This is a genomic window from Gemmatimonadota bacterium (genome assembly GCA_041390105.1).
Lineage (GTDB): Bacteria > Gemmatimonadota > Gemmatimonadetes > Longimicrobiales > Gaopeijiaceae > JAGQIF01.
Genome location: JAWKQO010000001.1, coordinates 1039160 through 1060693, shown reverse-complemented (window position 1 = coordinate 1060693; position 21534 = coordinate 1039160). Strand labels below are relative to the sequence as shown.

23 protein-coding genes are annotated in these 21534 nt (G+C 69.8%); all 23 read left to right on the top strand.

Annotated features, from left to right (window positions below; genetic code table 11):
- Positions 1-7: 7 nt before the first annotated feature.
- The 23 genes from recJ to thiL all read left to right on the top strand — a co-directional run bounded on the left by recJ (position 8) and on the right by thiL (position 21533).
- A complete protein-coding gene (recJ, locus tag R3E10_04780) occupies positions 8-1759 on the top strand; it encodes a single-stranded-DNA-specific exonuclease RecJ (protein ID MEZ4415047.1) in 1752 nt (583 codons plus the stop codon).
- Complete coding sequence (gene rsmD / locus R3E10_04775; GenBank protein MEZ4415046.1) at positions 1756-2277, top strand: 16S rRNA (guanine(966)-N(2))-methyltransferase RsmD; 522 nt, start codon at positions 1756-1758, stop codon at positions 2275-2277. Before recJ ends, rsmD begins: the two co-directional genes overlap by 4 nt.
- On the top strand, positions 2274-2762 hold the full coding sequence (gene coaD, locus R3E10_04770; protein MEZ4415045.1) for a pantetheine-phosphate adenylyltransferase: 489 nt from the start codon (positions 2274-2276) through the stop codon (positions 2760-2762). Before rsmD ends, coaD begins: the two co-directional genes overlap by 4 nt.
- Positions 2759-3769 (top strand): phosphate acyltransferase, encoded by a 1011-nt coding sequence (locus tag R3E10_04765; GenBank protein ID MEZ4415044.1) that lies wholly within the window; start codon positions 2759-2761, stop codon positions 3767-3769. Before coaD ends, R3E10_04765 begins: the two co-directional genes overlap by 4 nt.
- Positions 3770-3892: 123 nt before the next feature.
- Positions 3893-4225: an STAS domain-containing protein gene (locus tag R3E10_04760; GenBank protein MEZ4415043.1), complete on the top strand. Its 333-nt coding sequence runs from the start codon at positions 3893-3895 to the stop codon at positions 4223-4225.
- Entirely contained in the window at positions 4222-4695 is a 474-nt protein-coding gene (locus R3E10_04755) for an ATP-binding protein (GenBank protein ID MEZ4415042.1), read from the top strand. The genes R3E10_04760 and R3E10_04755 overlap by 4 nt, the downstream gene beginning before the upstream one ends.
- Positions 4692-6269, top strand: a complete 1578-nt coding sequence (locus R3E10_04750; protein MEZ4415041.1) for a GAF domain-containing SpoIIE family protein phosphatase — start codon at positions 4692-4694, stop codon at positions 6267-6269. Before R3E10_04755 ends, R3E10_04750 begins: the two co-directional genes overlap by 4 nt.
- Entirely contained in the window at positions 6266-7153 is an 888-nt protein-coding gene (gene rsmA / locus R3E10_04745) for a 16S rRNA (adenine(1518)-N(6)/adenine(1519)-N(6))-dimethyltransferase RsmA (GenBank protein ID MEZ4415040.1), read from the top strand. Before R3E10_04750 ends, rsmA begins: the two co-directional genes overlap by 4 nt.
- Positions 7150-8493, top strand: coding sequence for an MFS transporter (locus R3E10_04740; GenBank protein ID MEZ4415039.1), 1344 nt, complete (start codon positions 7150-7152; stop codon positions 8491-8493). The genes rsmA and R3E10_04740 overlap by 4 nt, the downstream gene beginning before the upstream one ends.
- Before the next feature lie 64 nt (positions 8494-8557).
- Positions 8558-9190 carry a redox-sensing transcriptional repressor Rex gene (locus tag R3E10_04735; protein MEZ4415038.1) on the top strand — a complete coding sequence of 211 codons (633 nt, stop codon included), beginning with the start codon at positions 8558-8560 and terminating at the stop codon, positions 9188-9190.
- The gene (locus R3E10_04730; protein MEZ4415037.1) at positions 9187-10038 is read left to right on the top strand and encodes a 3'-5' exonuclease; all 852 of its coding nucleotides are present in this window, start codon (positions 9187-9189) and stop codon (positions 10036-10038) included. Before R3E10_04735 ends, R3E10_04730 begins: the two co-directional genes overlap by 4 nt.
- Positions 10035-10931, top strand: coding sequence for an MBL fold metallo-hydrolase (locus R3E10_04725; protein ID MEZ4415036.1), 897 nt, complete (start codon positions 10035-10037; stop codon positions 10929-10931). Before R3E10_04730 ends, R3E10_04725 begins: the two co-directional genes overlap by 4 nt.
- A gap of 109 nt (positions 10932-11040) precedes the next feature.
- Positions 11041-12252 (top strand): acetyl-CoA C-acyltransferase, encoded by a 1212-nt coding sequence (locus R3E10_04720; GenBank protein ID MEZ4415035.1) that lies wholly within the window; start codon positions 11041-11043, stop codon positions 12250-12252.
- 46 nt (positions 12253-12298) lie between these two features.
- Positions 12299-12859, top strand: a complete 561-nt coding sequence (locus tag R3E10_04715; protein MEZ4415034.1) for a biotin transporter BioY — start codon at positions 12299-12301, stop codon at positions 12857-12859.
- A 19-nt stretch (positions 12860-12878) separates the two neighbouring features.
- A complete protein-coding gene (locus tag R3E10_04710; GenBank protein MEZ4415033.1) occupies positions 12879-13772 on the top strand; it encodes a CPBP family intramembrane glutamic endopeptidase in 894 nt (297 codons plus the stop codon).
- Positions 13773-13811: 39 nt separating this feature from the next.
- Positions 13812-14669, top strand: a complete 858-nt coding sequence (locus R3E10_04705; GenBank protein ID MEZ4415032.1) for a 3-hydroxybutyryl-CoA dehydrogenase — start codon at positions 13812-13814, stop codon at positions 14667-14669.
- On the top strand, positions 14670-15827 hold the full coding sequence (locus tag R3E10_04700; GenBank protein ID MEZ4415031.1) for an acyl-CoA dehydrogenase family protein: 1158 nt from the start codon (positions 14670-14672) through the stop codon (positions 15825-15827).
- A gap of 43 nt (positions 15828-15870) precedes the next feature.
- Entirely contained in the window at positions 15871-16926 is a 1056-nt protein-coding gene (locus R3E10_04695) for an amino acid dehydrogenase (GenBank protein ID MEZ4415030.1), read from the top strand.
- A 25-nt stretch (positions 16927-16951) separates the two neighbouring features.
- Positions 16952-18202: a serine hydroxymethyltransferase gene (gene glyA / locus R3E10_04690; GenBank protein MEZ4415029.1), complete on the top strand. Its 1251-nt coding sequence runs from the start codon at positions 16952-16954 to the stop codon at positions 18200-18202.
- Between the two features lie 82 nt (positions 18203-18284).
- The gene (locus R3E10_04685) at positions 18285-18665 is read left to right on the top strand and encodes a hypothetical protein (GenBank protein ID MEZ4415028.1); all 381 of its coding nucleotides are present in this window, start codon (positions 18285-18287) and stop codon (positions 18663-18665) included.
- Between the two features lie 91 nt (positions 18666-18756).
- A complete protein-coding gene (locus R3E10_04680; protein ID MEZ4415027.1) occupies positions 18757-18924 on the top strand; it encodes a hypothetical protein in 168 nt (55 codons plus the stop codon).
- Positions 18925-18966: 42 nt separating this feature from the next.
- Complete coding sequence (locus R3E10_04675; GenBank protein ID MEZ4415026.1) at positions 18967-20538, top strand: NAD(P)H-hydrate dehydratase; 1572 nt, start codon at positions 18967-18969, stop codon at positions 20536-20538.
- On the top strand, positions 20532-21533 hold the full coding sequence (gene thiL, locus R3E10_04670) for a thiamine-phosphate kinase (protein ID MEZ4415025.1): 1002 nt from the start codon (positions 20532-20534) through the stop codon (positions 21531-21533). Before R3E10_04675 ends, thiL begins: the two co-directional genes overlap by 7 nt.
- The last annotated feature ends 1 nt before the right edge of the window (position 21534 follow it).

Sequence of the window (21534 nt, the reverse complement as noted above, 5' to 3'; positions counted from 1 at the left end):
GGCGCCCGTGGCGTCCCCATCCACCGGCCTCGAGCCGGAGTTGGAGTGGCCGCGACCTCGCTGGGTCGAACCCGGCTCCCCGGACCCGGAGGCCGTCGCAGCCCTACACCGAGCGCTTGGCCTCCCGCGGGCACTGTGTGCCTTGTTGGTGGCGAGGGGCCACGCGGACGCGGATGCGGCCAAGCGCTTCCTCCGGCCGCTGGTCGATCACTTTCATGACCCCGCGCTCCTTCCGGACGGAGCGGTAGCTGCGCAGCGGATCCTGTCCGCCCTCGCCGTGGGCGAGCGCATCCTGGTGCACGGGGACTACGACGTCGACGGGATCTCCGGCGCCGCCCTGCTGACTACGTTCCTGCGCGCCCTCGGTGGCGATGTCGTGGCCTTCGTCCCCCACCGTCTGCGCGACGGCTACGACTTCAGGTCGGCCGGCGTGACGCAGGCCCGCGAGGCGGGAGCCCGGTTGATCGTGACCGTCGATTGCGGCGTCCGCGCCCACGCGGCCGTCGCCGACGCCGCGGCGCTGGGGATCGACGTGATCGTGACCGATCACCACACCCCAGCGCCGGACCTGCCGCCCGCTGTGGCCGTGGTGAATCCCAATCGGGAGGATTCCGAATACCCCAACCGGGGGCTGTCCGGCGCAGGCGTGGCCTACAAGCTCTGCGCCCTGCTGGCGCGTGAGCGCGGACTCCCTGCCGACGCGCTGCTCCCGCACCTGGATCTGGTGGCCTTGGCCTCGATTGCCGATCTCGTACCACTCACGGACGAGAACCGGGCGCTGACCCGCATCGGGCTGCGCGCCCTCGAGCGGACCGAGCGCGTGGGTCTGGGCGCGTTGCTGGACGCCACCGGCCTGGCCGGCGGCACGATGGAGGCGGGCAAGGTGGGATTCGTTCTGGCGCCGCCCATCAACGCGGCCGGGCGCATCGACGAAGCGCGTCGCGCGCTCGATCTGCTGCTCACAGACGACACGGGCGAAGCCGCCGCGCTGGCCCAGCAGCTGGTGCAGCTGAACCGGACCCGCCAGGAGGAGGACAAGCGAACGCTGGAGCAGGCGCTGGCCACGTTGCGTCGGAGCGCCCGGGAGGGCTTGCGCCACGGCCTCGTGATCTCGGGGGAGGGATGGCATCCGGGCGTCATCGGGATCGTGGCCTCGCGCATCGTGGAGCGCGTGCACCGTCCGGTGGTCGTGGTCTCGCTGAATGGGGAGCGGGGGCGGGGGAGCGCCCGTTCCGTCCCGGGCTTCCATCTCTACGATGCCATCGACGCCTGTGGGGATCTGCTGGATCGCTATGGCGGCCATCGCATGGCCGCAGGACTCGACATCCAGCGCGACCGCCTCTCCGCCTTCGAAGACGCGTTCGACCGCATCGCCCGGGCGAACCTGGACGGCGATGCCCTCCGCCCCGCGCTCCGGCCGGACGTGGAGCTCGACCTCGCGGATCTCGACGATACGTTCTACGACCTGCTTCGCCATGTGGGCCCCTTCGGCGTCGGCAACCCCCGGCCCACCTTTTTGGCGCGGCGCGTGCCCCTCACGCGCCCCCCGCGCGTCGTGGGCAACGGACACCTGAGCCTCGAGATGGGCGCCGGGCGCGCGCGCTTCGCGGCCATCGGCTTCAGCCTGGCCGCCCGTGTGTCTCCGGAAGCGCTCGGGACCGGGCCGGTCGACGCGATCTTCCAGGTACGGCGCGAGACCTGGCAGGGACGGACCTCCCTCCGCTTGCGACTGAGCGACGTGCGGTCCAGCGCCCCGTGAGGATCATCGCGGGGCGGTGGCGCGGCCACACGATCCGGGCCCCGCGGGGCCGAGACGTGCGCCCGACCACCGACCGTGTGCGCGAAGCCTGGATGGCATCGCTGGGGCCGCGATTGCCCGGCGCGCGCGTACTGGATCTCTTCGCGGGATCGGGAGCACTCGGTCTGGAGGCGTTGTCGCGGGGGGCGCAGTCCGTTGTGTTCGTGGAACGCGCGCGGGGGGCGCTCGAGTCGCTCGACTCCAATGTGGCGGCCCTGGGCGCAGCCTCGGAGGTGCAGGTGGTGCGGGGCGATGCGCTCCGCTACTTGAGCCGGCTGACCGGAGTCGACTTCGATATCGCGCTCGCCGATCCCCCGTACGGGCAGGGGATCGAGGAGGCCCTGCTGGAGCGCTTCCTGGAACGCCCATTTGCAAAGGAGCTCTGGGTGGAGCATCGTACGCGCGACCCGGTTCCAGACGATCCCCGGCTGGAGCAGCGGCGGTACGGGGACACCACGCTCACCCATGTGTTCGCATGACCGACCGTCCACGCATCGCGCTCTACCCAGGCTCGTTCGATCCCGTGACCCGCGGGCACGAGGACATCGCCCGTCGGGGATTGCAGCTCGCCGATCGGGTCATCGTGGCCGTGGCCGAGGTGGCCACGCAGGTAAAGCGTCCGCGGTTCACGATCGATCAGCGCCTGGACATGCTCGCGCAGTCGTTCGCGGGCGAACCGGCGATTCAACCGGCGCGCTTCTCGGGCTTGTTGGTGGACTACGCTCGCGAGGTGGGCGCCACGCTGGTCATCCGTGGTCTGCGCGCTGTCTCCGATTTCGAGTACGAGTTCCAGATGGCGCAGATGAACCGAGCGCTCTCCTCGGAGTTGGAGACCGTCTTCCTGGTCCCCAATCACGATTTCGACTACCTGTCGGCGTCGTTGGTGCGGGAGATCGCTTCCCTGGGGGGAGACGTGTCGCGCTTCGTGGCGCCGCACGTAGCGGCTGCGCTCAAAGGGCCTTGAGCGGAACCTCCACGTTCCTGGAGCGGCTCCGCGAGCGGGCTGGAGCCGCCCGTTGTCGCATTCTGCTCCCGGAGGGTGAAGACCCGCGCGTGCAGGAGGCGGCGGTGCGTCTGCAGCGGGAGAAGCTCGCGCGCCCCGTGCTCATGGGTGCGCCCGCCGGTCTGCAGGTCGAGCTGCGAGAGAGGTTCGGGGAAGGGGACCTTCCCGAGGTCATGGGTGACCCGCCGGGCGAGCTGTTGGGGCGCCTACGAGACGAGTCGGTGGCGCGGCGGGGCGGCAAGCTCTCTCCGGCGGAAGCCAGCGAGCGCCTGCGGGACCCGTTGCAGCAGGCGTGCGCGTTGGTCGGAGCGGGCCACGCCGACGGCGCGCTGGCCGGGGCCGTCCGGTCCACGCCCGAGGTGATCCGCGCCGCTCTGCTCGGCGTGGGTCTCGCACCCGGACTCGCGACCGTCTCCTCGTCGTTCTACATGGACGTGGCCTCCTTCCGCGGGCTGGGCCCCGAGGTGCTCACCTTCACGGACGCGGGCGTCGTCCCCAGCCCCACACCGGAACAGCTGGCGGACATTGCCCTGGCCGCCTGCCAGGCCCGCCCGCGGGTGGTCGGGGACAGCCCGCGAGTGGCCTTCCTCTCGTATTCGACGCTGGGGTCCGCGGCGGGCCCGGCCGTCGAGCACGTGCGGCAGGCGGTCGAGTGCTTTCGGACCCTGGCGCCGGCCATTCCCGCCGAAGGCGAGTTGCAGGCCGATGCGGCGCTGATGCCTGCCGTGGCTGCCCGCAAGGCCCCGGGATCGACCGTAGCGGGTGCCGCCAATGTGCTGGTCTTTCCGGATCTGGACGCCGGAAATATCGCCTACAAGCTCGTGCAGCGGCTCGCCGGGGCCACGGCCCTGGGCCCCATCCTCCAGGGGCTGGCCCGACCCGTGAACGACTTGTCGCGTGGCGCCTCCGTGGAGGACATCGTGTGGGGTGCCTGCATCACGGCCTTGCTGGCGGTGGAACCTGCCTGAGCCGAGCGGGTTGCCCTGTCCGGACGGCTTCGTTTATCGTTTGATCGCTCGGCCGCCCGTGCGATCCGCGTCCACGAAAGTGGCCGCGCGCTCCCGATCCCGAAGGCAGACCCCGGAGGCAGGATGGGCTTCACCGTGTCTCGCGAAGGAGACATCACCGTGGTGGACGTCGAAGGTCAGCTCATCGTCGGGAACCGCCAAGAACTGAAGCAGCGCGTTCTCGAAGAGCTCGACAAGGGCGAGAAGACGTTCGTCATCGACTTCTCCAACACGGGGTACATCGACTCCTCGGGACTCGGCGTTCTGGTGAGTCTCTCGAAGAAGATCCGGGAGCAAGGAGGGGAGCTCAGGCTCGCGGGGCTCAACGAGGATCTCCGCACGCTCTTCGAGCTCACGAAGCTGGACACTCTGTTCGTCATCGCGGATTCAAGGGCCGAGGCGCTCCAGGGCCTGTGACCCAGGATTTCCTGTCCCTCATGGGGTTCGGCGACCCACGGCTGGACGATCTCGTACTCGAGCTCCCCAACGACCTGGCGGCGATCGAGTCGGCGGTCGAGTACGTCGTCTCCGCCCTCAACGGACATGCCGATCCCCGCAAGCTCAGCCTGAACCTGCGCGTGGGTCTCACCGAGGCCCTGAGCAACGCGATGCTGTACGGGAACCGGCAGGACCCGGCCAAGCGGGTGCGCGTGGAGATCATGCGGGCCGTCAGCAGCATCACGGTGCGGGTCACGGACGAGGGGCCGGGATTCGATCCCGCCTGCGTGCCCGATCCCACGTTGCCGCGGAACCGGCGGCGCCCCTGCGGTCGCGGGGTGTTCCTGATGCGCCAGCTCATGGACGAAGTCCACTACAATGAGCAGGGCAATTCGGTGACCCTGATTCTCCGCTCGGGCTCGGGCGGTTTGGGGGGAGCCCCGGCATGACCGCGGACGGCCCGGCGGGGCCGCCGCTCCCCGAAACCGCGATCCGCACCCTCGAGGACTTCAAGCGGGGCCTCGGGATCGACATCGGTCTGTTCCTTCGGCGTGATGGCGAGTGCGTGGCACTCGAGCCCGGGACCACCGGACGGCTGGACGACTTCCCCTATCGCGCGCTCATCGAAAGTCGCGTGCCTGGACACCTCGAGGTTGGGGTTTCGGGACCGCTCGCCAGCCAACCCGTGGCCGAGCTGGTCGCGCGTCAGGTCGAGCGTGCGCTCGACCACGATCACGAGGTCCATTTCTTCACCTACGAGCTGTCGGAGCGCTACGAGGAGATCAACCTGCTGTATTCGATCTCCGAGACGCTGGGCTCGATCCTGCGCTTGGAGGACGCGGCCCACGCCATCCTCAACGAGGTGTGCGACGTCCTGGCCGCGGAGCGGGGGTCGCTGTGGGTGTATGATGCCCAGGCCGACCTGCTCAACCTGGTCGCCTCGGTCGGTCGGGCTGGCCGCGAAGAGCCCATCACGGTGGACGATGCCGATGCGGTGACTGCCCGTGTCTTCCGCGAGGGGCACCCACTGATGTTCGGCCCCGAGGGAAGTGGAGGGGCCGCGGACCGCCGTCTGCCCGAGCGCCGCACGGACGTGCGCGATTCGGAGACGGTGCTCTCGGTGCCGATCCGCTACACGCCTCCCTCCGGGGTGCCTCGCACGGTGGGCGTCATCAACCTGGTCGGCCGGCGCAACGGGGAACGCTTCAATGCCAGCGACCAGAAGCTGCTGGCCGCGATCGCCAGCCAGGTGGGTGCGGCGCTCGAGAACAACCGACTGATCGCCAAGACCCTGGCCCAGGAACGCATGGGGCGGGAGATGCAGCTCGCGCACGACCTGCAGATGAAGCTGCTCCCCGCCGCCGATCGCTTTCCGCACGCGGAGGTGGCGGCCCGGGTACGCCCGGCCGAGCAAGTGGGCGGAGACTTCTACCAGCTGTTCCCTTTGGGCGGCGGCCGTGTGGGCGTGATGATCGGGGACGTCTCCACCCATGGGTTCCCCGCCGCGCTGATCATGACGCTGGTCATGAGTGCCGCTGCCATCTACGCAGCGGAGGGCGGCTCACCCGCCGGCGTGCTGGCCCGCGTGGACGGGGCCGTACGCGACGAGCTGGAGACCACCGAGATGTACCTGACGCTGTTCTACGGTGTCATCGATCCGGCGGCCCATCGGCTCGTCTACGCGAACGCAGGGCACCCGCATGCCTTCCGCATCTCGCCGGACGGAGCGGCCGTGCGGCTGGTCGCCACCGACCCCCCGATGGGCATCGCGCCCGAGGGGCGCTACGGCGAGAAGAGCTCCCCCTGGGAGAGCGAAGACCTCCTGTTGCTGTTCACCGATGGTCTCTCGGACGTCCTCGCGCGCGACCGCCGCGGAAACGGCGAGGACCGCGTGATCGCGACCGTCGTGGCCGATCGCACACGTCCCGTGGCGGAGATCGTGGCCCACCTGTTCGACCTGGCAGAGGAGAGCAACGGCAACATGCCGGCGGACGACCGCACGGCCATGTTGGTCCGCGTGTGACCCCCCGGCCATCCATCGACGCCCGGCATCCGAAGCGCTCACTCGGCCAGAACTTCCTGGTCGATCCGCGCATCGCCGATCGCATCGTGGCCGCCGTCCCCATCGAGCCCGACGATGTGACGGTGGAGATCGGACCCGGCCGCGGGGCGCTGACCGGACGGCTGCTCGAGCGGGCCTCTCGCCTGGTGGTGATCGAACTGGACGACGCTCTGGCCGCCCACTGGGAGGAGCGCGCCGCACAGGATCCCCGGCTGGACGTGGTGCACGCGGACGCGCTCACCGTACCGCTCGCTGGCATCGCGGATCCCGACCGGCTCATCGTAGTCGGCAACATCCCGTACAACATCACCACCCCTCTGCTCTTCCACGTCCTCTCCCGTCCGCGGCCCCGAGCCGTGGTGGTCATGGTGCAGAGGGAGGTCGCCGACCGCATTCGCGCAGCTTCCGGGAGCAAGACGTACGGAGCGCTGAGCGTGGGAGTGCAGGCCGTGGCTGACGTGGAACGCGTCCTGGACGTGCCCGCCGGTGCGTTCCGCCCGCGGCCCAACGTGGAGTCGACGGTGCTGCGCATCACGCCGCATCGGCCCCCTCGTTTGAGCGCGCGCGAGGAGGTCGGACTTCGCGTCCTGGTGCGGGCGGCCTTTCAGTGGCGCCGCAAACAGATGGTCAAAGTGCTCAGGGAGCATCCCGACCTGGCGCTCGGAGCCGCCGCTTCCCACGTTCTGGACGCGGTCGGGTTGCCTCCCGAGGCCAGACCCGATCAGGTCGAACCGGGGCGCTGGGTAGCACTGGTTCGAGCGCTGCTCGAGCAGGATGAACCTTGGGGCGTGACCTTCCGTCGAGCCCTGGACCGCGACCTCCAAAGCCCGGCATCGTCTACGTGAGTGAATCCCCCCGATCGCTCCTGGCCCGTCTCGGCCTGGACCGGCGTGAGCTACGCGCCTGGGCGATGTACGACTGGGCGAACTCGGCCTTCGCCACGACCGTCATGGCTGCGGTCCTGCCGGTATACTATCAACAGGTCGCGGGCTCCGGCCTTCCGCCCGGGCAGGCGCTGACGTACTGGGGCTACACCACCAGCCTCGCACTGCTGTTGATCGCCGTCGCCTCCCCGGTCCTGGGCGCCGCTGCCGACTTCCTGGGAGCCAAGAAGCGGTTCCTGGCGGGGTTCGTCGGACTCGGCGTCACGTTCACAGCGGCCCTCTGGTGGGTGCGGGAAGGCGACTGGCTGTACGCGTCGGCCGTCTTCATCCTCGGCAACATCGGGTTCGCTGGGGCCAACGTCTTCTACGAGTCGCTCCTGCCCCACATCGCCGACCACGATGAGATCGATCGGGTGTCCACGGCGGGCTACGCGATCGGCTACGTCGGGGGGGGCCTGCTGCTGGCTCTCAACCTGGCCTGGATCCTATCGCCGGGAACGTTCGGCATACCCGACACCGCGACGGCATCCCGGTTGTCGCTGCTCAGCGTCTCGGTATGGTGGCTCGTGTTTTCGGTGCCGGTGTTCCGGCGCGTACCGGAGCCGCCTGCGCATGCCTGGCGGGCGGAGGCCGGCCAGAACCCCATCCGGGTCGGCTTTCAGCGCGTGGTGGGTACGTTGGCCGAGGTCCGGCGCTTCCGGCAGGTGTTCGTGTTCTTGATCGCGTTCTGGTGCTACAACGACGGCATCGGGACCATCATCAAGATGGCGACCATCTATGGCGCCGACATCGGGATCGGACAGACGCACCTGATCGGTGCGCTCCTTCTGGTCCAATTCCTGGGGATCCCCTTCACGTTCGCCTACGGAATGCTCGCCGGGCGGATCGGCACCAAACGCGGAATCTACCTCGCCCTGGTGGCGTACACCGGGATCTGCGTGCTCGGCTTCTTCATGCGCTCGGCGTGGCATTTCTGGGCACTCGCCATCCTGGTCTCCATGGTGCAGGGTGGGTCGCAGGCGCTGTCCCGCTCGCTCTTCGCGTCCATGATTCCCAGGGACCGCTCTTCGGAGTTCTTCGGGTTCTTCAGCGTGGGCGAGAAGTTTGCGGGGATCATGGGGCCGCTGCTCTTCGCCTTGATCAACCAGGTGTCGGGCCAGAGCCGCTACTCCATCGCCTCGTTGATCGTCTTCTTCGTGATCGGAATGATCCTGCTGGGTCGTGTCGACGTCGACGAAGGGCGCCGCGCCGCCCGCGCCGAGGACGAGCGCCTCGCCCGGGGCCTGCTGGTGACGCACTGACGCGTCACGTTGACCCGGTCCGGTGGGGGACTATCTTGTGAAGGATTTCACAAGTTTGGCCCCCGTGTCCCGCAAGATCTCCGACTCGACCGTACGCCGGCTCTCGCTCTACCTCCGCTTCCTGGAGGAGTTCGAGCACGAGGGGGTCGCCACCGTCTCCAGCCGTCAGCTGGCCAGCCAGGGGGCGACCACCGCGGCACAGGTGCGCAAGGACCTCTCGCTGTTCGGCTCGTTCGGGAAGCGCGGGCGGGGCTATGAGGTTGCCGACCTGGCGCGGAAGCTGAAGGCCATTCTCGGCCTGGGACGGCGGTGGCGGGTGGCGTTGATCGGTGCGGGGCGGATCGGGTCGGCCCTGGCCGAATACGGGGACTTCCGGGAGCGAGGCTTCGATATCGTCGCCGTCTTCGACAGCGATCCGGCCAAGGTCGGGCGACGGCTCGCCCGCCTCACCGTGGTGGCCGAGCGCGACATGGAGCGCGTCCTGGCCGACACGCCTGTAGATATCGCCATCGTGGCCGTGCCCGTGGGAGCGGCGCAGGCCGTGGTGGACCGGGCAGCGGCGGCCGGGGTGCACGGGTTCCTCAACTTCGCGCCCACGCAGCTGCACGCTCCGGAAGGCATCGCCCTCCGGGACGTGAACATGTCCATGGAGCTGGAGGCGCTCGCCTACTCGCTGAGTCAGGACGCGGACGCGTGAGCGCGAGCCGGCCTCGCTCCCTGGTCGACCGCGCCTATCGCCTCCTCGAATCGGGACCCCACACCACGCTCCACGTCGCGGCCGAGGTGTTGGGGCTGTCCGGGCATCCGGGGGCCGCGTCCAAGGCCGTCTTCTCGCTCCTGGGCGGAGACAGCCGTTTCGCAGTCGATGGGGAGGGCGTGTGGTCGCTGGCGCCCGGTGCCGTGCCGGTGGGACAGCCGCTGCGAGAGCTCGCCTTCGCCGTCGTGGATGTCGAGACGACAGGGGGCCCCTTCGCGCGGGGCCATCGCATCACGGAGGTAGCGGTCGTCGAGGTGCGGGGCGGTCGTGTGGAAGAGAGCTGGCACACGCTGGTGCACCCGGGACGCCCGGTCCCCCCTTCCGTCTTCCGCTTGACCGGAATCTCGGACGCCCTGTTGGCGGGTGCGCCCTACTTCGACGAGGTCGCCACCGAGGTGGTGCGGCGCATCGAAGGGCGCGTCTTCGTGGCCCACAACGTCGGGTTCGACTGGGGCTTCCTGTCGCGCCAGATCGGAGAGACCTCCGGCACCGTGCCGCCCGTGCCGCGGCTATGCACGGTTCGCTTGGCCAAGCGGCTGCTGCCCGAGTTGCGCAACCGCAGCCTCGACGGGTTGGCCGACCACTTCGACGTGCCCATCTACGAACGCCACCGCGCGCATGGGGATGCCATGGCCACCGCGCGAGTGCTGGTGCGGCTGTTGGATCTCGCCGAGCGCATGGGCCTCTCCGACCTGTTCGCCCTGCAGCGCTATCTTCGATACGTACCCGAGCGGCGCGCACGTCGCTCGCGCGCGCAACGAGACCTCTTCGGACGGACTCCAGAATGAGCACACCTGCGACTCCGGGAGGCGTGACCAGCTTCAACGTGGGCACGCTGCGTGTCCACGCGCTGGAGGCAGGACTGCAGCGCCTCGACGGCGGTGCCATGTTCGGCGTGGTGCCCAAGCCGCTCTGGGAGAAGCGAATCCCTGCCGACGCGCGCAACCGCATCCCGCTGGCCATGCGCTGCCTCCTGGTGGAGGCGCCCTCCGCGCTGGTGCTCGTCGATACCGGAGCAGGCGACAAGGAGTCCGAGAAGTTCAAGGACATCTACGGCCTGGAGAACGCCGGCACCCCCACCGCTCTGGAAGACGCCATCCGGGCGACGGGTCACCAACCCGAGGACGTGGACATCGTCGTAAACACGCATCTGCACTTCGACCATGCGGGCGGGAACACGCGACGAGGACCGGGCGGGGAAGGCGCCCCCGTGCCGTCGTTTCCGCGAGCGCGCTACGTGGTGCAGCGCCGGGAGATCGAGTTCGCCCGCTGGGACAACCCTCGCATCCGAGCCAGCTATCTGCCCCCCAACTACGAACCGGTGGCCGCCGCCGGCCTCTTCGACTTGCTCGAGGGCGAAGCCGGGGTCACTGAGGGAGTCCGGGTGCTGCCGACCCCCGGACACATTCCGCATCACCAGTCGGTGTTGGTGGAAAGCGCCGGCGAGACCGTGATCTTTCTGGGTGACGTGTGCCCGACCAGTGCCCACGTGCCCCTCCCCTGGATCATGGGCTACGACGTGGAGCCGCTCGTCACCCTCGACACCAAGACGTGGCTGTGGAAGCGGGCGGTCAACGAAGGCTGGACCCTGGTCTTCGAGCACGACCCGATCGTGGTGAGCGCGAGGCTCCAGGGTGACCCTGGTCGGCCGGAGTTGGTGCAGGTGGTGGAGGCACGGTGAAGCGCATCCCCGGCCCCCCGCTCCCGCTGTATCTTTCGGCGGCCACCTTGCCCAGGTGGTCGCGTGTTTCCAGAACCCGTCCCGCCGGATTTCCGGAGAAGGTCACGCTATGAACAAGGCCACTACTCCCGTCCTCCTCAGAGGCTCGGCTCGCACCCCCATCGGGCGCTTCCTGGGGGGTCTGTCTTCGCTTACCGCTCCCGACCTCGGGGCCATCGCGCTGCGCGCGGCCGTGCAACGGTCGGGGATCGACCTCGCGGATGTGGACGAGGTGATCATGGGCAACGTCGTGACCGGCGGTGAAGGCCAGGCGCCCGCACGCCAGGCCGCCGTCCGCGGGGGTGTCCCAGCCACCGTGCCCGCGCTCACCGTCAACAAGGTGTGCGGCTCCGGTCTCAAGGCCGTGATGCTCGCCGCCCAGGCGATCAAGGCCGGAGACGCCCGACTGATCCTGGCCGGCGGCATGGAGTCGATGTCGAACGTACCCTTCTACCTGCGTGGGTTGCGCGAGGGCGTGAAGTTCGGCGACCAGACCGTGCAGGACGGGCTGATCTACGACGGCCTCTGGTGCTCCTTCGGCCACTGCCACATGGGCGGTCACGCCGAGTACACGGCGGCCAAGGCAGGCGTGAGCCGCGAGGACGCCGACCAGTTCAGCCTGCGCTCCCACCAGAAGGCCATCGACGCCATCGAAGCCGGCCGCTTCCAGGACGAGATCGTCCCGGTCGAGGTGAAGACGCGGAAGGGCGTGACGGTCGTCGACACCGACGAGTCGCCTCGCAAGGACACCTCCCTCGAAGCCCTGGGCAAGCTGCGTCCGGCGTTCCCGAACGACGCTCCCAAGGACATCGAGACCCTGGTGGTCACCGCCGGAAATGCCCCGGGGCTGAACGACGGTGCGGCCGCGATCGCCGTGTGCTCCTTGGAGTATGCCGAAGCGCACGGCCTGGCCGTGGAGGCCATCATCACCGGCTACGCGTCGGGCGCCACCGAACCCAAGGACCTCTTCTTCGCACCGGTGCAGGCGGTCCAGAAGCTGATGGCCAAGGACGGCAAATCCATCGGGGACTACGACTTGTTCGAGGTCAACGAGGCCTTCGCCGTCCAGGCCATCGCCGACATGCGTCAGCTGCAGATGGACGAGGCCAAGGTGAACATCAACGGCGGGGCGGTGGCGCTGGGGCACCCCATCGGCGCCTCGGGCACCCGCATCCTGGTGACCCTGCTGGGGGCGCTCGCAGACACCGGCGGCTCGTCCGGCATCGCCACACTTTGCCTGGGCGGGGGCAATGCGGTGGCGCTCTCCGTGGAGAAGGTGTAGATCACGCCGGAGCCCGGCCTCCCATCCCCTCCGACGAGGAACCTCTGTGCGACCCGACACCAGGCATTGGATCCATTCCCCGGTTGCGACCCAGGCCCTGACGCAACTCGCGGCCGTCGCCCTGCTGGCGGCTGCGGCGCGCGTGGCCATCCCGCTCCCGGGCACGCCCGTCCCGGTGACCCTGCAGCCGGTGGCGGTGCTGCTGGTTGCCGGGCTGCTCGGGGCTGTCCCAGGCGCCCTGGCGGTCGGCACCTACGTGCTGGCGGGGGCACTCGGTCTTCCCCTGTTCGCCGGCGGCGGTGCAGGTCTGCCCTGGCTGATGGGGCCGACCGGAGGCTATCTGGCCGCTTTCCCGGTCGCCGCCTTCGTGACCGGTCGGGTCCTGGCTGGGCGGACGGGCCTGCTGCGGACGGCGCTGGGGACCGGCGCCGGTCTGGCCATCATCTTCCTGGGCGGAGTGTCCCAGCTCGCGCTGGTGTCGGGACAGGGTCTGGGCGGCGCCTTCCGACTCGGCGTGCTGCCGTTCCTTCCCGGGGCCGTGATCCAGGCCGCGTTGGCAGCCGCGCTGCTGGCGGCGATCCGCGGAGGACGTGGCGTCCGGGGCTGAACCCCGGGAGGTTCGGTCGGTGGCGGAGGACCCTCTTGGCGCCGGCTGGTGGGGGCTCGTGGGGCGTCTCGCCCTCTTTTTCGGAGTTGGCACCGCGCTCGTCCTGGTGGCCGACGCTTCGGGAGCGACTGCGTGGCTGGGAGGGGCGCTCACGTTGCTCTGGGCGTCCGTGCTGGCGGGCTTCGCGGTCCTGCGGCTGGACGGCCTGCCGCCAGGGGCGCTGGGCTTCCCCCTGCACGCCGGGATCCCCCGGGAGTTGGGGCTGGGTCTCGGCCTGGGGCTGGCGCTGGGGCTCTGTGCGACGGCCCTGGTCGGACTCGGTGGGGGCCTGGCCCTGACGAGGGAGGCCGGCACGCCCCTGGGCTGGTTGGCGGCAGGTTGGCATTCCCTGGCGTTCTTCGCGCTCCCGGCCGCCGCTGAGGAGGCGTTGGCTCGCGGCTACCCCTTCCAGGTTCTGGCCGCCCGGTTCGGGGGCCTCCCGGCGTTGGGGCTCACCAGTGTGGCCTTCGCCGCTCTCCACCTCAGCAATCCGGACGTGACTCCGTTGGCGCTGGCCTCCCTGGCCGCGGCCGGCGCCCTTCTCGGCATGGTGTACCTTCGCACGCTGAGCCTCTGGTGGGCCTCGGCCGTCCACCTCGGCTGGAACTGGGGGCTCGGGTTCTGGGCGGACCTGCCCGTCAGCGGCCTCGATCTGGTGGATGCCCCTTACCTGGTGGCCGCGCCGCGCGGTCCCACGTGGTGGGGCGGGGGTGCCTTCGGCCCGGAGGGAGGCCTGGCGGCCCTGATCGTGCTCTGTGCAGCGACGGTTTGGCTGGCTCGCACGGGGCGGCTTTCACCAGCCCCGGCGACACTGATGCGCGGTCCTCTACCGCGGCTGCGGATGCGGCACTCGTCGGAGGGGTCGGAGTACTAGGCAGGCTGTTCCCGGACGGCTCTCACGGACGGAAGAGGAATGAAGCTCGAACGCGTTACGGTGGTCGGCGCTGGCACCATGGGGAACGGGATTGCCCATGTGGCCGCCCTCTCGGGCCGGCAGGTGCGCCTGGTGGACGTGAATGAGAAGGCGCTGGCCAGCGGCCTGGCCACCATCGAACGAAACCTCGACCGACAGGTGAAGAAGGACCTGCTCAGCGCTGACGACCGATCCGCCGTGCTGGCCCGCATCGGAACGGACACCGATCTGGCGGCGGCGGCGGGCGCGGCCGACATCGTCATCGAGGCGGCACCGGAACGCGCCGATCTGAAGAACCAGATCTTCGCCGTGATCGACGAGGCCGCTCCGGCGGGGGCGATCCTCGCCAGCAACACGTCCTCCATCTCCATCACGCAGATCGCCGCCCGCACCCGACGCCCCGAAGCAGTGATCGGGATGCACTTCATGAACCCGGTGCCGGTCATGAAGCTGGTCGAGGTCATCCGCGGGCTGGCCACCTCGGACGAGACCACCGCAGCGGTCTTCGAGCTCTCGCGCGAGATGGGGAAGGAGCCGGTGGAGGTCAACGATTACCCGGGCTTCGTCTCCAATCGCGTCCTTATGCCCATGATCAACGAGGCGATCTTCTGTCTGATGGAAGGGGTGGGGGAGGCCGAGGCCATCGACACGGTCATGAAGCTGGGAATGAACCACCCGATGGGTCCGCTCGCGCTCGCGGACCTCATCGGACTCGACACCTGCCTCAACATCCTCGAGGTCCTGCACAGCGGCCTCGGGGATGATCGCTATCGCCCCTGCCCGCTGCTCAGGAAGTACGTGGCGGCCGGATGGTTGGGGCGCAAGGCGGGGCGCGGCTTCTACCGGTACGACGCGTAGATGATGCTCTCGACGGAGCAGTTGGAGCTACGCGCCCTGGCCCGGGAATTCGCCGCCGGTGAGTTGAGACCCCACTCCGCGCGCTGGGACGCCGAGCGCGCCTATGATGCGGACCTGCACGGCAAGCTGGCCGAGCTGGGCTTCCTGGGACTGAGAGTGCCCGACGCCTTCGGGGGGTTGGGGCTGGATGCGCGCACCTACGTCACGGTGCTGGAACAGATCGCCTGGGGCGATGCCTCCGTGGCGCTGGATCTTTCCATCCACAACGGACCGGTGGTGGAGCTGTTGCTCGCTTTCGGAAGCGACGCGCAACGCACACGGTGGTTGACACCGATGGCCTCGGGCGACGTGCTCGGGGCCTTCGCATTGACGGAGCCAGGGGCCGGAAGCGACGCGGCCGCAATCCAGACCACGGCCACGCGCACCTCCGGGGGGTGGCGACTGAACGGCCGCAAGCGCTGGGTCACCAACGGTGCCTGCGCCGGAGTGGTGGCGGTGTTCGCTCGCACGGGCGCGGGACCTCACGACCTCGGGGTCTTCCTGGTCGAGCCCGGCTCCGACGGGTACCGCGTCACGGACCGGGAGAGCACGCTGGGGCTGCGGGCCTCCGAGACGGTGGGCGTCGACCTCGATCTCGAAGTGTCCGAGGAAGCTCTGGTGGGCGAGGCCGGCGGCGGCTTCGGATACGCGATGCGCGCATTGACCCTCGGCCGCCTCGGAGTGGCGGCCCAGGCCGTGGGCATCGCTCAGGCGGCCGGGGAGCACGCGACCCGCTATGCCCGGGAGCGTCAGCAATTCGGGCGCCCCCTCGGCGAGTTCGGGGCCATGCAGGAGAAGCTGGCCGCGGTGGCGATCCGCGTGGCAGCGGCCCGCTCGTTGCTGTGGTCCACCGCGGAGCGTCTGGATCTGGCCGGGACCGAGGTCACCTCCAGCGACCTGACGCTGCCGGCGTCGTGCGCGGCGGTCAAAGTGCTGGCCAGCGAGACCGCCATGTTCGCCGCTGACGAAGCCGTCCAGATCTTCGGCGGCTATGGCTACATGCGCGACTATCCCGTGGAGAAGCTGATGCGGGACGCCAAAGGAACCGAGATCTACGAGGGAACGAACGAGATCCTGCGCTGGGTGGTCGCACGTGACCTCTTGCGCAGGGACGACTGACCGTCGGGCGACCGAGTCCCGACCACGATAGGACGACCCAAGAATGAAGATCTTCGAGGCTCTCGAGACCCGCGGACACGAGCAGTTGGTGCTCTGGAGCGAGCCCGAGCTGGGATACAAGGGCATCATCGCGATTCATGACACGACGCTCGGGCCGGCGTTGGGCGGCACGCGTTTCTGGAACTACGAATCGGACGACGCGGCCATCGTCGATGCACTGCGACTGTCCCGCGGCATGACCTACAAGGCCGCCATCACCGGACTGAATCTGGGTGGAGGCAAGTCCGTCATCATCGGAGACAACAAGGCGCGCGATCGCGAGATGATCTTTCGCGCCCACGGACGGGCCGTGGAGTCCCTGGGGGGGCGTTACATCACGGCCGAAGACGTCGGGACCTCTGTGGACGACATGGAGTTCGTGCGCATGGAGACCGATTCGGTCGTGGGCCTGCTGGGTCGCTCGGGGGACCCCTCTCCGGTGACCGCGTACGGCGTGTACCGTGGCATCAAGGCGTGCGCGCACGAGCGCTACGGCACCGACGATCTGGACGGCAAGCACGTGGTGGTGCAGGGGCTTGGACACGTGGGCTACTACCTGTGCTCCTACCTGCACGAGGACGGTGCTCGGCTCACCGTCACCGACATCGACGCCCAACGGGTGCAACGGATCGTCGAGGAGTTCGGGGCAACGGCCGTAGGGACGCAAGAAGTCTACGGCGTCGACGCCGATGTGTTCGCACCCTGCGCGCTGGGGGCGATCGTCAACGACGATACGTTGAAAGTGTTCAAGTTCGACATCATCGCGGGTGCGGCCAACAACCAGTTGGCCGAGGCGCGGCACGGCCAGGCCGTGCAGAGCCAGGGCATCCTGTACGCACCCGACTACGTGATCAACGCGGGTGGGCTCATCAACGTCTACGGCGAGCTCAACGATTGGGCGCCCGAGCGCGCCCAGCGCAAAGCCGGTGACATCTACAACACCCTGCTGCGCATCTTCGCCCATGCCTCCGAAGAAGGCGTGCCCACCAGCGAGGCGGCCGATCGTCTGGCGGAGCAGCGCCTCCAGGAAGCCCGCATCCTGCAGCGAAGCTGGGTCTGAGAGGTCCTACGGAGAGGAGTTGCGAGTGGAGCACCTGAAGGCTGTCGACCCCGAGGTCCACGCGGCCATCCGCTTGGAGGAGCGCCGGCAGGCCGGCCAGCTCGAGATGATTGCCAGCGAGAACTTCGTCTCCCCGGCGGTGCTGGAGGCGATGGGAACGGTGCTCACGAACAAGTACGCGGAGGGACTGCCCGGCAAGCGCTATTACGGCGGTTGTGAGCACGTGGACGTGGTGGAGGAGCTGGCCCGCGAGCGGGCCAAGCGCCTCTTCGCTGCCGCCCACGCCAACGTCCAGCCCCATTCCGGAGCACAGGCCAACATGGCCGTGTTCCTGGCGCTGCTGCAGCCGGGCGCCACCGTGCTCGGCATGAGCCTGAGCCACGGTGGACACCTCACGCACGGCTCGCCGGTCAACTTCTCCGGTCAGCTGTACGACATCCGTGCGTACGGCGTTCGCGAAGACACGGGACGCATCGACTACGACGCGTTGCGTGCCCAGGCCCGTGCCGAACGGCCTCGCATGATCATCGCGGGGGCCAGCGCCTACCCACGGATCATCGACTTCGCGGCGTTTGCGGACATCGCTCGCGAGGTGGGCGCGCTCCTCATGGTGGACATGGCACACATTGCGGGACTGGTCGCCGGCGGCGTGCACCCCACACCCGTGGGTCATGCCGATGTGGTGACCACCACCACGCACAAGACGTTGCGAGGTCCGCGCGGCGGCCTGATCCTCTGCGAGGACGCCCACGCCAAGGCCGTGGACAAAGCCGTGTTCCCAGGCACGCAGGGCGGACCGTTGATGCACGTGATCGCCGCCAAGGCCGTTGCCTTGAAGGAGGCGCTGGCGCCCGAGTTCGCGGGCTATGCGTCGCGCGTGGTCGAGAATGCCCAGGGGCTGGCCGACACCCTCATGGAACGAGGGCTGTCGCTGGTGAGCGGCGGGACGGACAATCATCTGGTGCTGGTGGACCTGTCCGGGCACTCGCTGACCGGGAAGGATGCCGAGGCGCGGCTGGAGCACGCCGGGATCACCGTCAACAAGAACACGGTCCCCGGCGAGCAGCGTTCCCCCTTTGTCACCTCCGGCCTTCGCATCGGCACCGCTGCGCTCACGACACGCGGGATGGGACCAAGCGAGCTCAGGCAGATCGCGCACTGGATCGCCGACCTGCTGGACGCGCCCGCCGACGAGCGGGTAGGGCAGGAGGTTGCGAGCCAGGTGCGCGAGTTGTGCGCCCGCTACCCACTGCATGCGGAGCCCGTCCCGGCCTGAGCCGGGAGCGGCCCGCAGGGCTTCCCGGCGGCCGGTCCCGGGGGGCTGGCGCCGCCAGGGCCCTCCGCCGACATTTGCGCCCATGACCGAACTGCAGTTCGCCGAAGAGATCCTGGAGCAACTCCAGGAGCGGAACCCACGGTTCCACGGGAAGGCGTATCTTCTCGTGCTCTCCGCGTTGCATCGGGTCATCGCTACGCTGCCCGAGCCCCGGCACATCTCCGGGAGGGAGCTCTCGGAAGGAGTGCGGGGGCTCGCCATGGAGCAGTACGGGCCCATGGCCCGGACGGTCCTGGAGCATTGGGGCATCCATACGACCGAGGACCTCGGCGAGATCGTGTTCGCCCTGGTGGACTGTGGCGTGCTGATCAAGCAGGAGCACGACCGCGTGGAAGACTTCAGCGACGTCTTCGATTTCGAGGAGGCCTTCGAGCGGGATTACCCGTGGGAGGCGAGGCTCTAAGCGTTCCGGGCCGGGCGGCCCGGGATCGTGCAAGACGACCGCGCCGAGAGGTGGAGAGTCAATGGCGGATGATCGGGGATACCCCGGCTGCATGAAGTGCTCAACGGGGACACTGCTCCCTTTGTCGGACTACGGGCGTGACGGTGCGCCCATCCGCTTCAAGGCGTGGGTGTGCTCGAACCCCGAGTGCGGATTCAACATCCGCATCGACAACGGCGAGATCACGCTGGGTCGGGCCATCGGCCCCAGCTACAAGTAGGGGCTGCGTGCCCGGGGCACGCGCTGCGTCGCAGGGGGGCGGATGACGTCGCCACCCGCGGGCTTCCTCCATTCTCTCACCGGTGTTCCCGATCTCGCTGCACCCACGGGCCCCGAGGCGTCGGCCTTCGACCGCTGGGCCATCGAACAGCGGGGTGTGCCTCAGCCGGTCCTCATGGAGAATGCGGGTCGTAGCGCCGCGCAGGTGCTGTCTCGACTCTTCCCCGCCGGCCCCGTGGTGGTTGTGGCTGGCACCGGCAACAACGGCGGCGACGGCTGGGTGCTGGCGCGGACGCTGTGTGCCTGGGGCCGATCGGTTCAGGTGCTGACGGTCGGGTCGGACCCTGGGCATGCCGCTCTCGGGCACGGCTGGTCCATCCCGTCCGCCTCCAGCGAAGCTGGGGGACTGGGCGAGGCGCTGGCCGGCTCCGAGGTCGTCGTCGATGCGGTGTTGGGCACCGGGCTGCGCGGGGCTCCACGGGAGGCGCAGGCCAGGGCCATCGAGGCCATCACCCGCTCAGGCCGGCCCGTCCTGGCCCTGGACGTTCCCTCCGGCGTCTCGGCCACCAGCGGCGCGGCCGAGGGAGCCGTGGTGTCGGCCACGGCCACGGTGGCTTTCGGCGCCCCCAAGCTCGGAACCCTCCTCCATCCCGGTCGCGCTCGGTCGGGACGCCTGATCGCCGTGGAGATCGGCTTTCCCCCAGCGGACGCGCGCTTGGGGAATGCACGGGTTCTCACTCCCGGGTGGGCAGCAGCCCGGCGGCCGCGCCGAGAGCCGGTCACGCACAAGAAGGCGGTGGGCTCCTTGCTCGTGGTGGCCGGTCGCGAGGGCATGGCCGGAGCGGCTCTGCTCTGTGTGCGCGCCGCGTTGCGTGCCGGGATCGGCCTGGTTCGGGTCGCGTCGCCTGCCTCCAATCGAGAGGTGCTGCAGCGCTGCGTGCCCGAAGCCCTCTACGTGGATCGCGAGGATCCGCGGGAGTTGGCCGAGGCGGTGCGGACGTCCGACGCCGTGGTGGTGGGCCCCGGGATGGGGCTCGACGACCTGGCCGTCCACGCCCTGGAACGCGTGCTGGCCGCGGCCTCCGCGAGTCCGGTGGTGATGGACGCCGACGCCCTCACGCTGAGCGCGGCGGGGCGGGCGCCGGGGCTGGGTGCCTGGGCCGGACAAGGACCTGCGGCGGCGACGCCCCACCTGGGCGAGTTGGGTCGGCTCACCGGGAGCGCGCTGGCAGAGCCGGAGCGCCTGGACCGGGCGCGGGGCCTGGCCGCGGAGACCGGTGTGGTGGTCCTGGCCAAGGGGGCCCCCTCCGTCGTCTGTGAGCCGAAGGGAGCCCTCTCCATCGACGTGCAGGGCAGTTCCGATCTGGCGACGGCCGGCATGGGAGACGTCCTGGCAGGGGTCGCGGGTGCCTACGCGGCCCAGGGGGTCGACCTGTTCACTGCGTGCGGCCTGGCGTTGCACGACAGCGGCGCGGCCCATCGCCGAGCCGCGCTGGGTGACTCCCTGACTCCGAGCGACCTCGTGGAACGGCTTCCGGAAGTGCGTTCTGCGCCGCCGGGCGCGAGCGATCTCGCCTTGCCCTTCGTCCTCATGGACCTCCCCGCACCGTGGTAGCCCTCCAGCCATCCTCCCTCGGTCTGGGGGCGGGCACCGAGTTCCGTTTGATCGAGCGGGCGCTCGCCGGTGCCGCCCGTGCCGGCCGGGGCGTCGCGGTGGGACCCGGGGACGATGCGGCCGTGCTCGATGCCGGTCCCCTGGCGATCAGCGTGGATCTCTCCATCGAGGGGGTACACTTCCGCCGCGAGTGGATGACGGTGGAAGAGATCGGCGAGCGGGCCACCCGCGCCGCGCTGTCCGACCTCGCGGCCATGGCGGCGGAGCCGGTCGCGGTGCTGCTGGCTCTGGGCGTGGACGGCGAGAGCGCAGCGGACGTGGTGCCGCGCCTGGTCGCGGGGGGCCGCCACGCCGCCGAGGCCTGCGGCGCCCTGGTCGTGGGAGGGGACCTCGCCCGCGTGCCTGCCGGCGCACCCTGGGTGGTCGACGTGGTCTGCCTGGGTGCCGCGCGCCGGCCCGTGCTCCGCTCGGGAGGGGAGGTGGGGGATGCCCTGTGGGTGACGGGTCGCCTCGGCGGGGCGGCTCAGGCTGTCCGGACCTGGGAGCAAGGGGGCCGGCCCGACGCCGAGGCCCTCGAGGCCTTCCTGAGGCCGACGCCGCGCGTGCGCGAGGCGCGCTGGCTGGCGGACGCCGGCGTGCTGCACGCGTTGATCGATCTGTCCGACGGCCTGGTGGGCGACGCCGGGCACCTGGCCGCGGCCTCGGGCCTCGACCTGCTGGTGGACGCCGGCGCGCTTCCGATCCACCCTGGCGTGCTTCGGAGGACGGCCGACCGTCGAGAGGCCGAGCGACTGGCTCTGGCGGGAGGAGAGGACTACGAGCTGGCGCTGTTGGCCCCGGCGGGTGCGGTGGAAGCCCTGGTGGACGATTTCCAGGGGCGGTTCGGCATCCCGCTCACGCGGGTGGGAACGGCGGTCGCCGGGCCGGGTGAGGTGCGGGTGCGGGGGCACGACGCGACTCCGCACGCCTTCGACCACTTCGCGGAGCCGGCCTGAG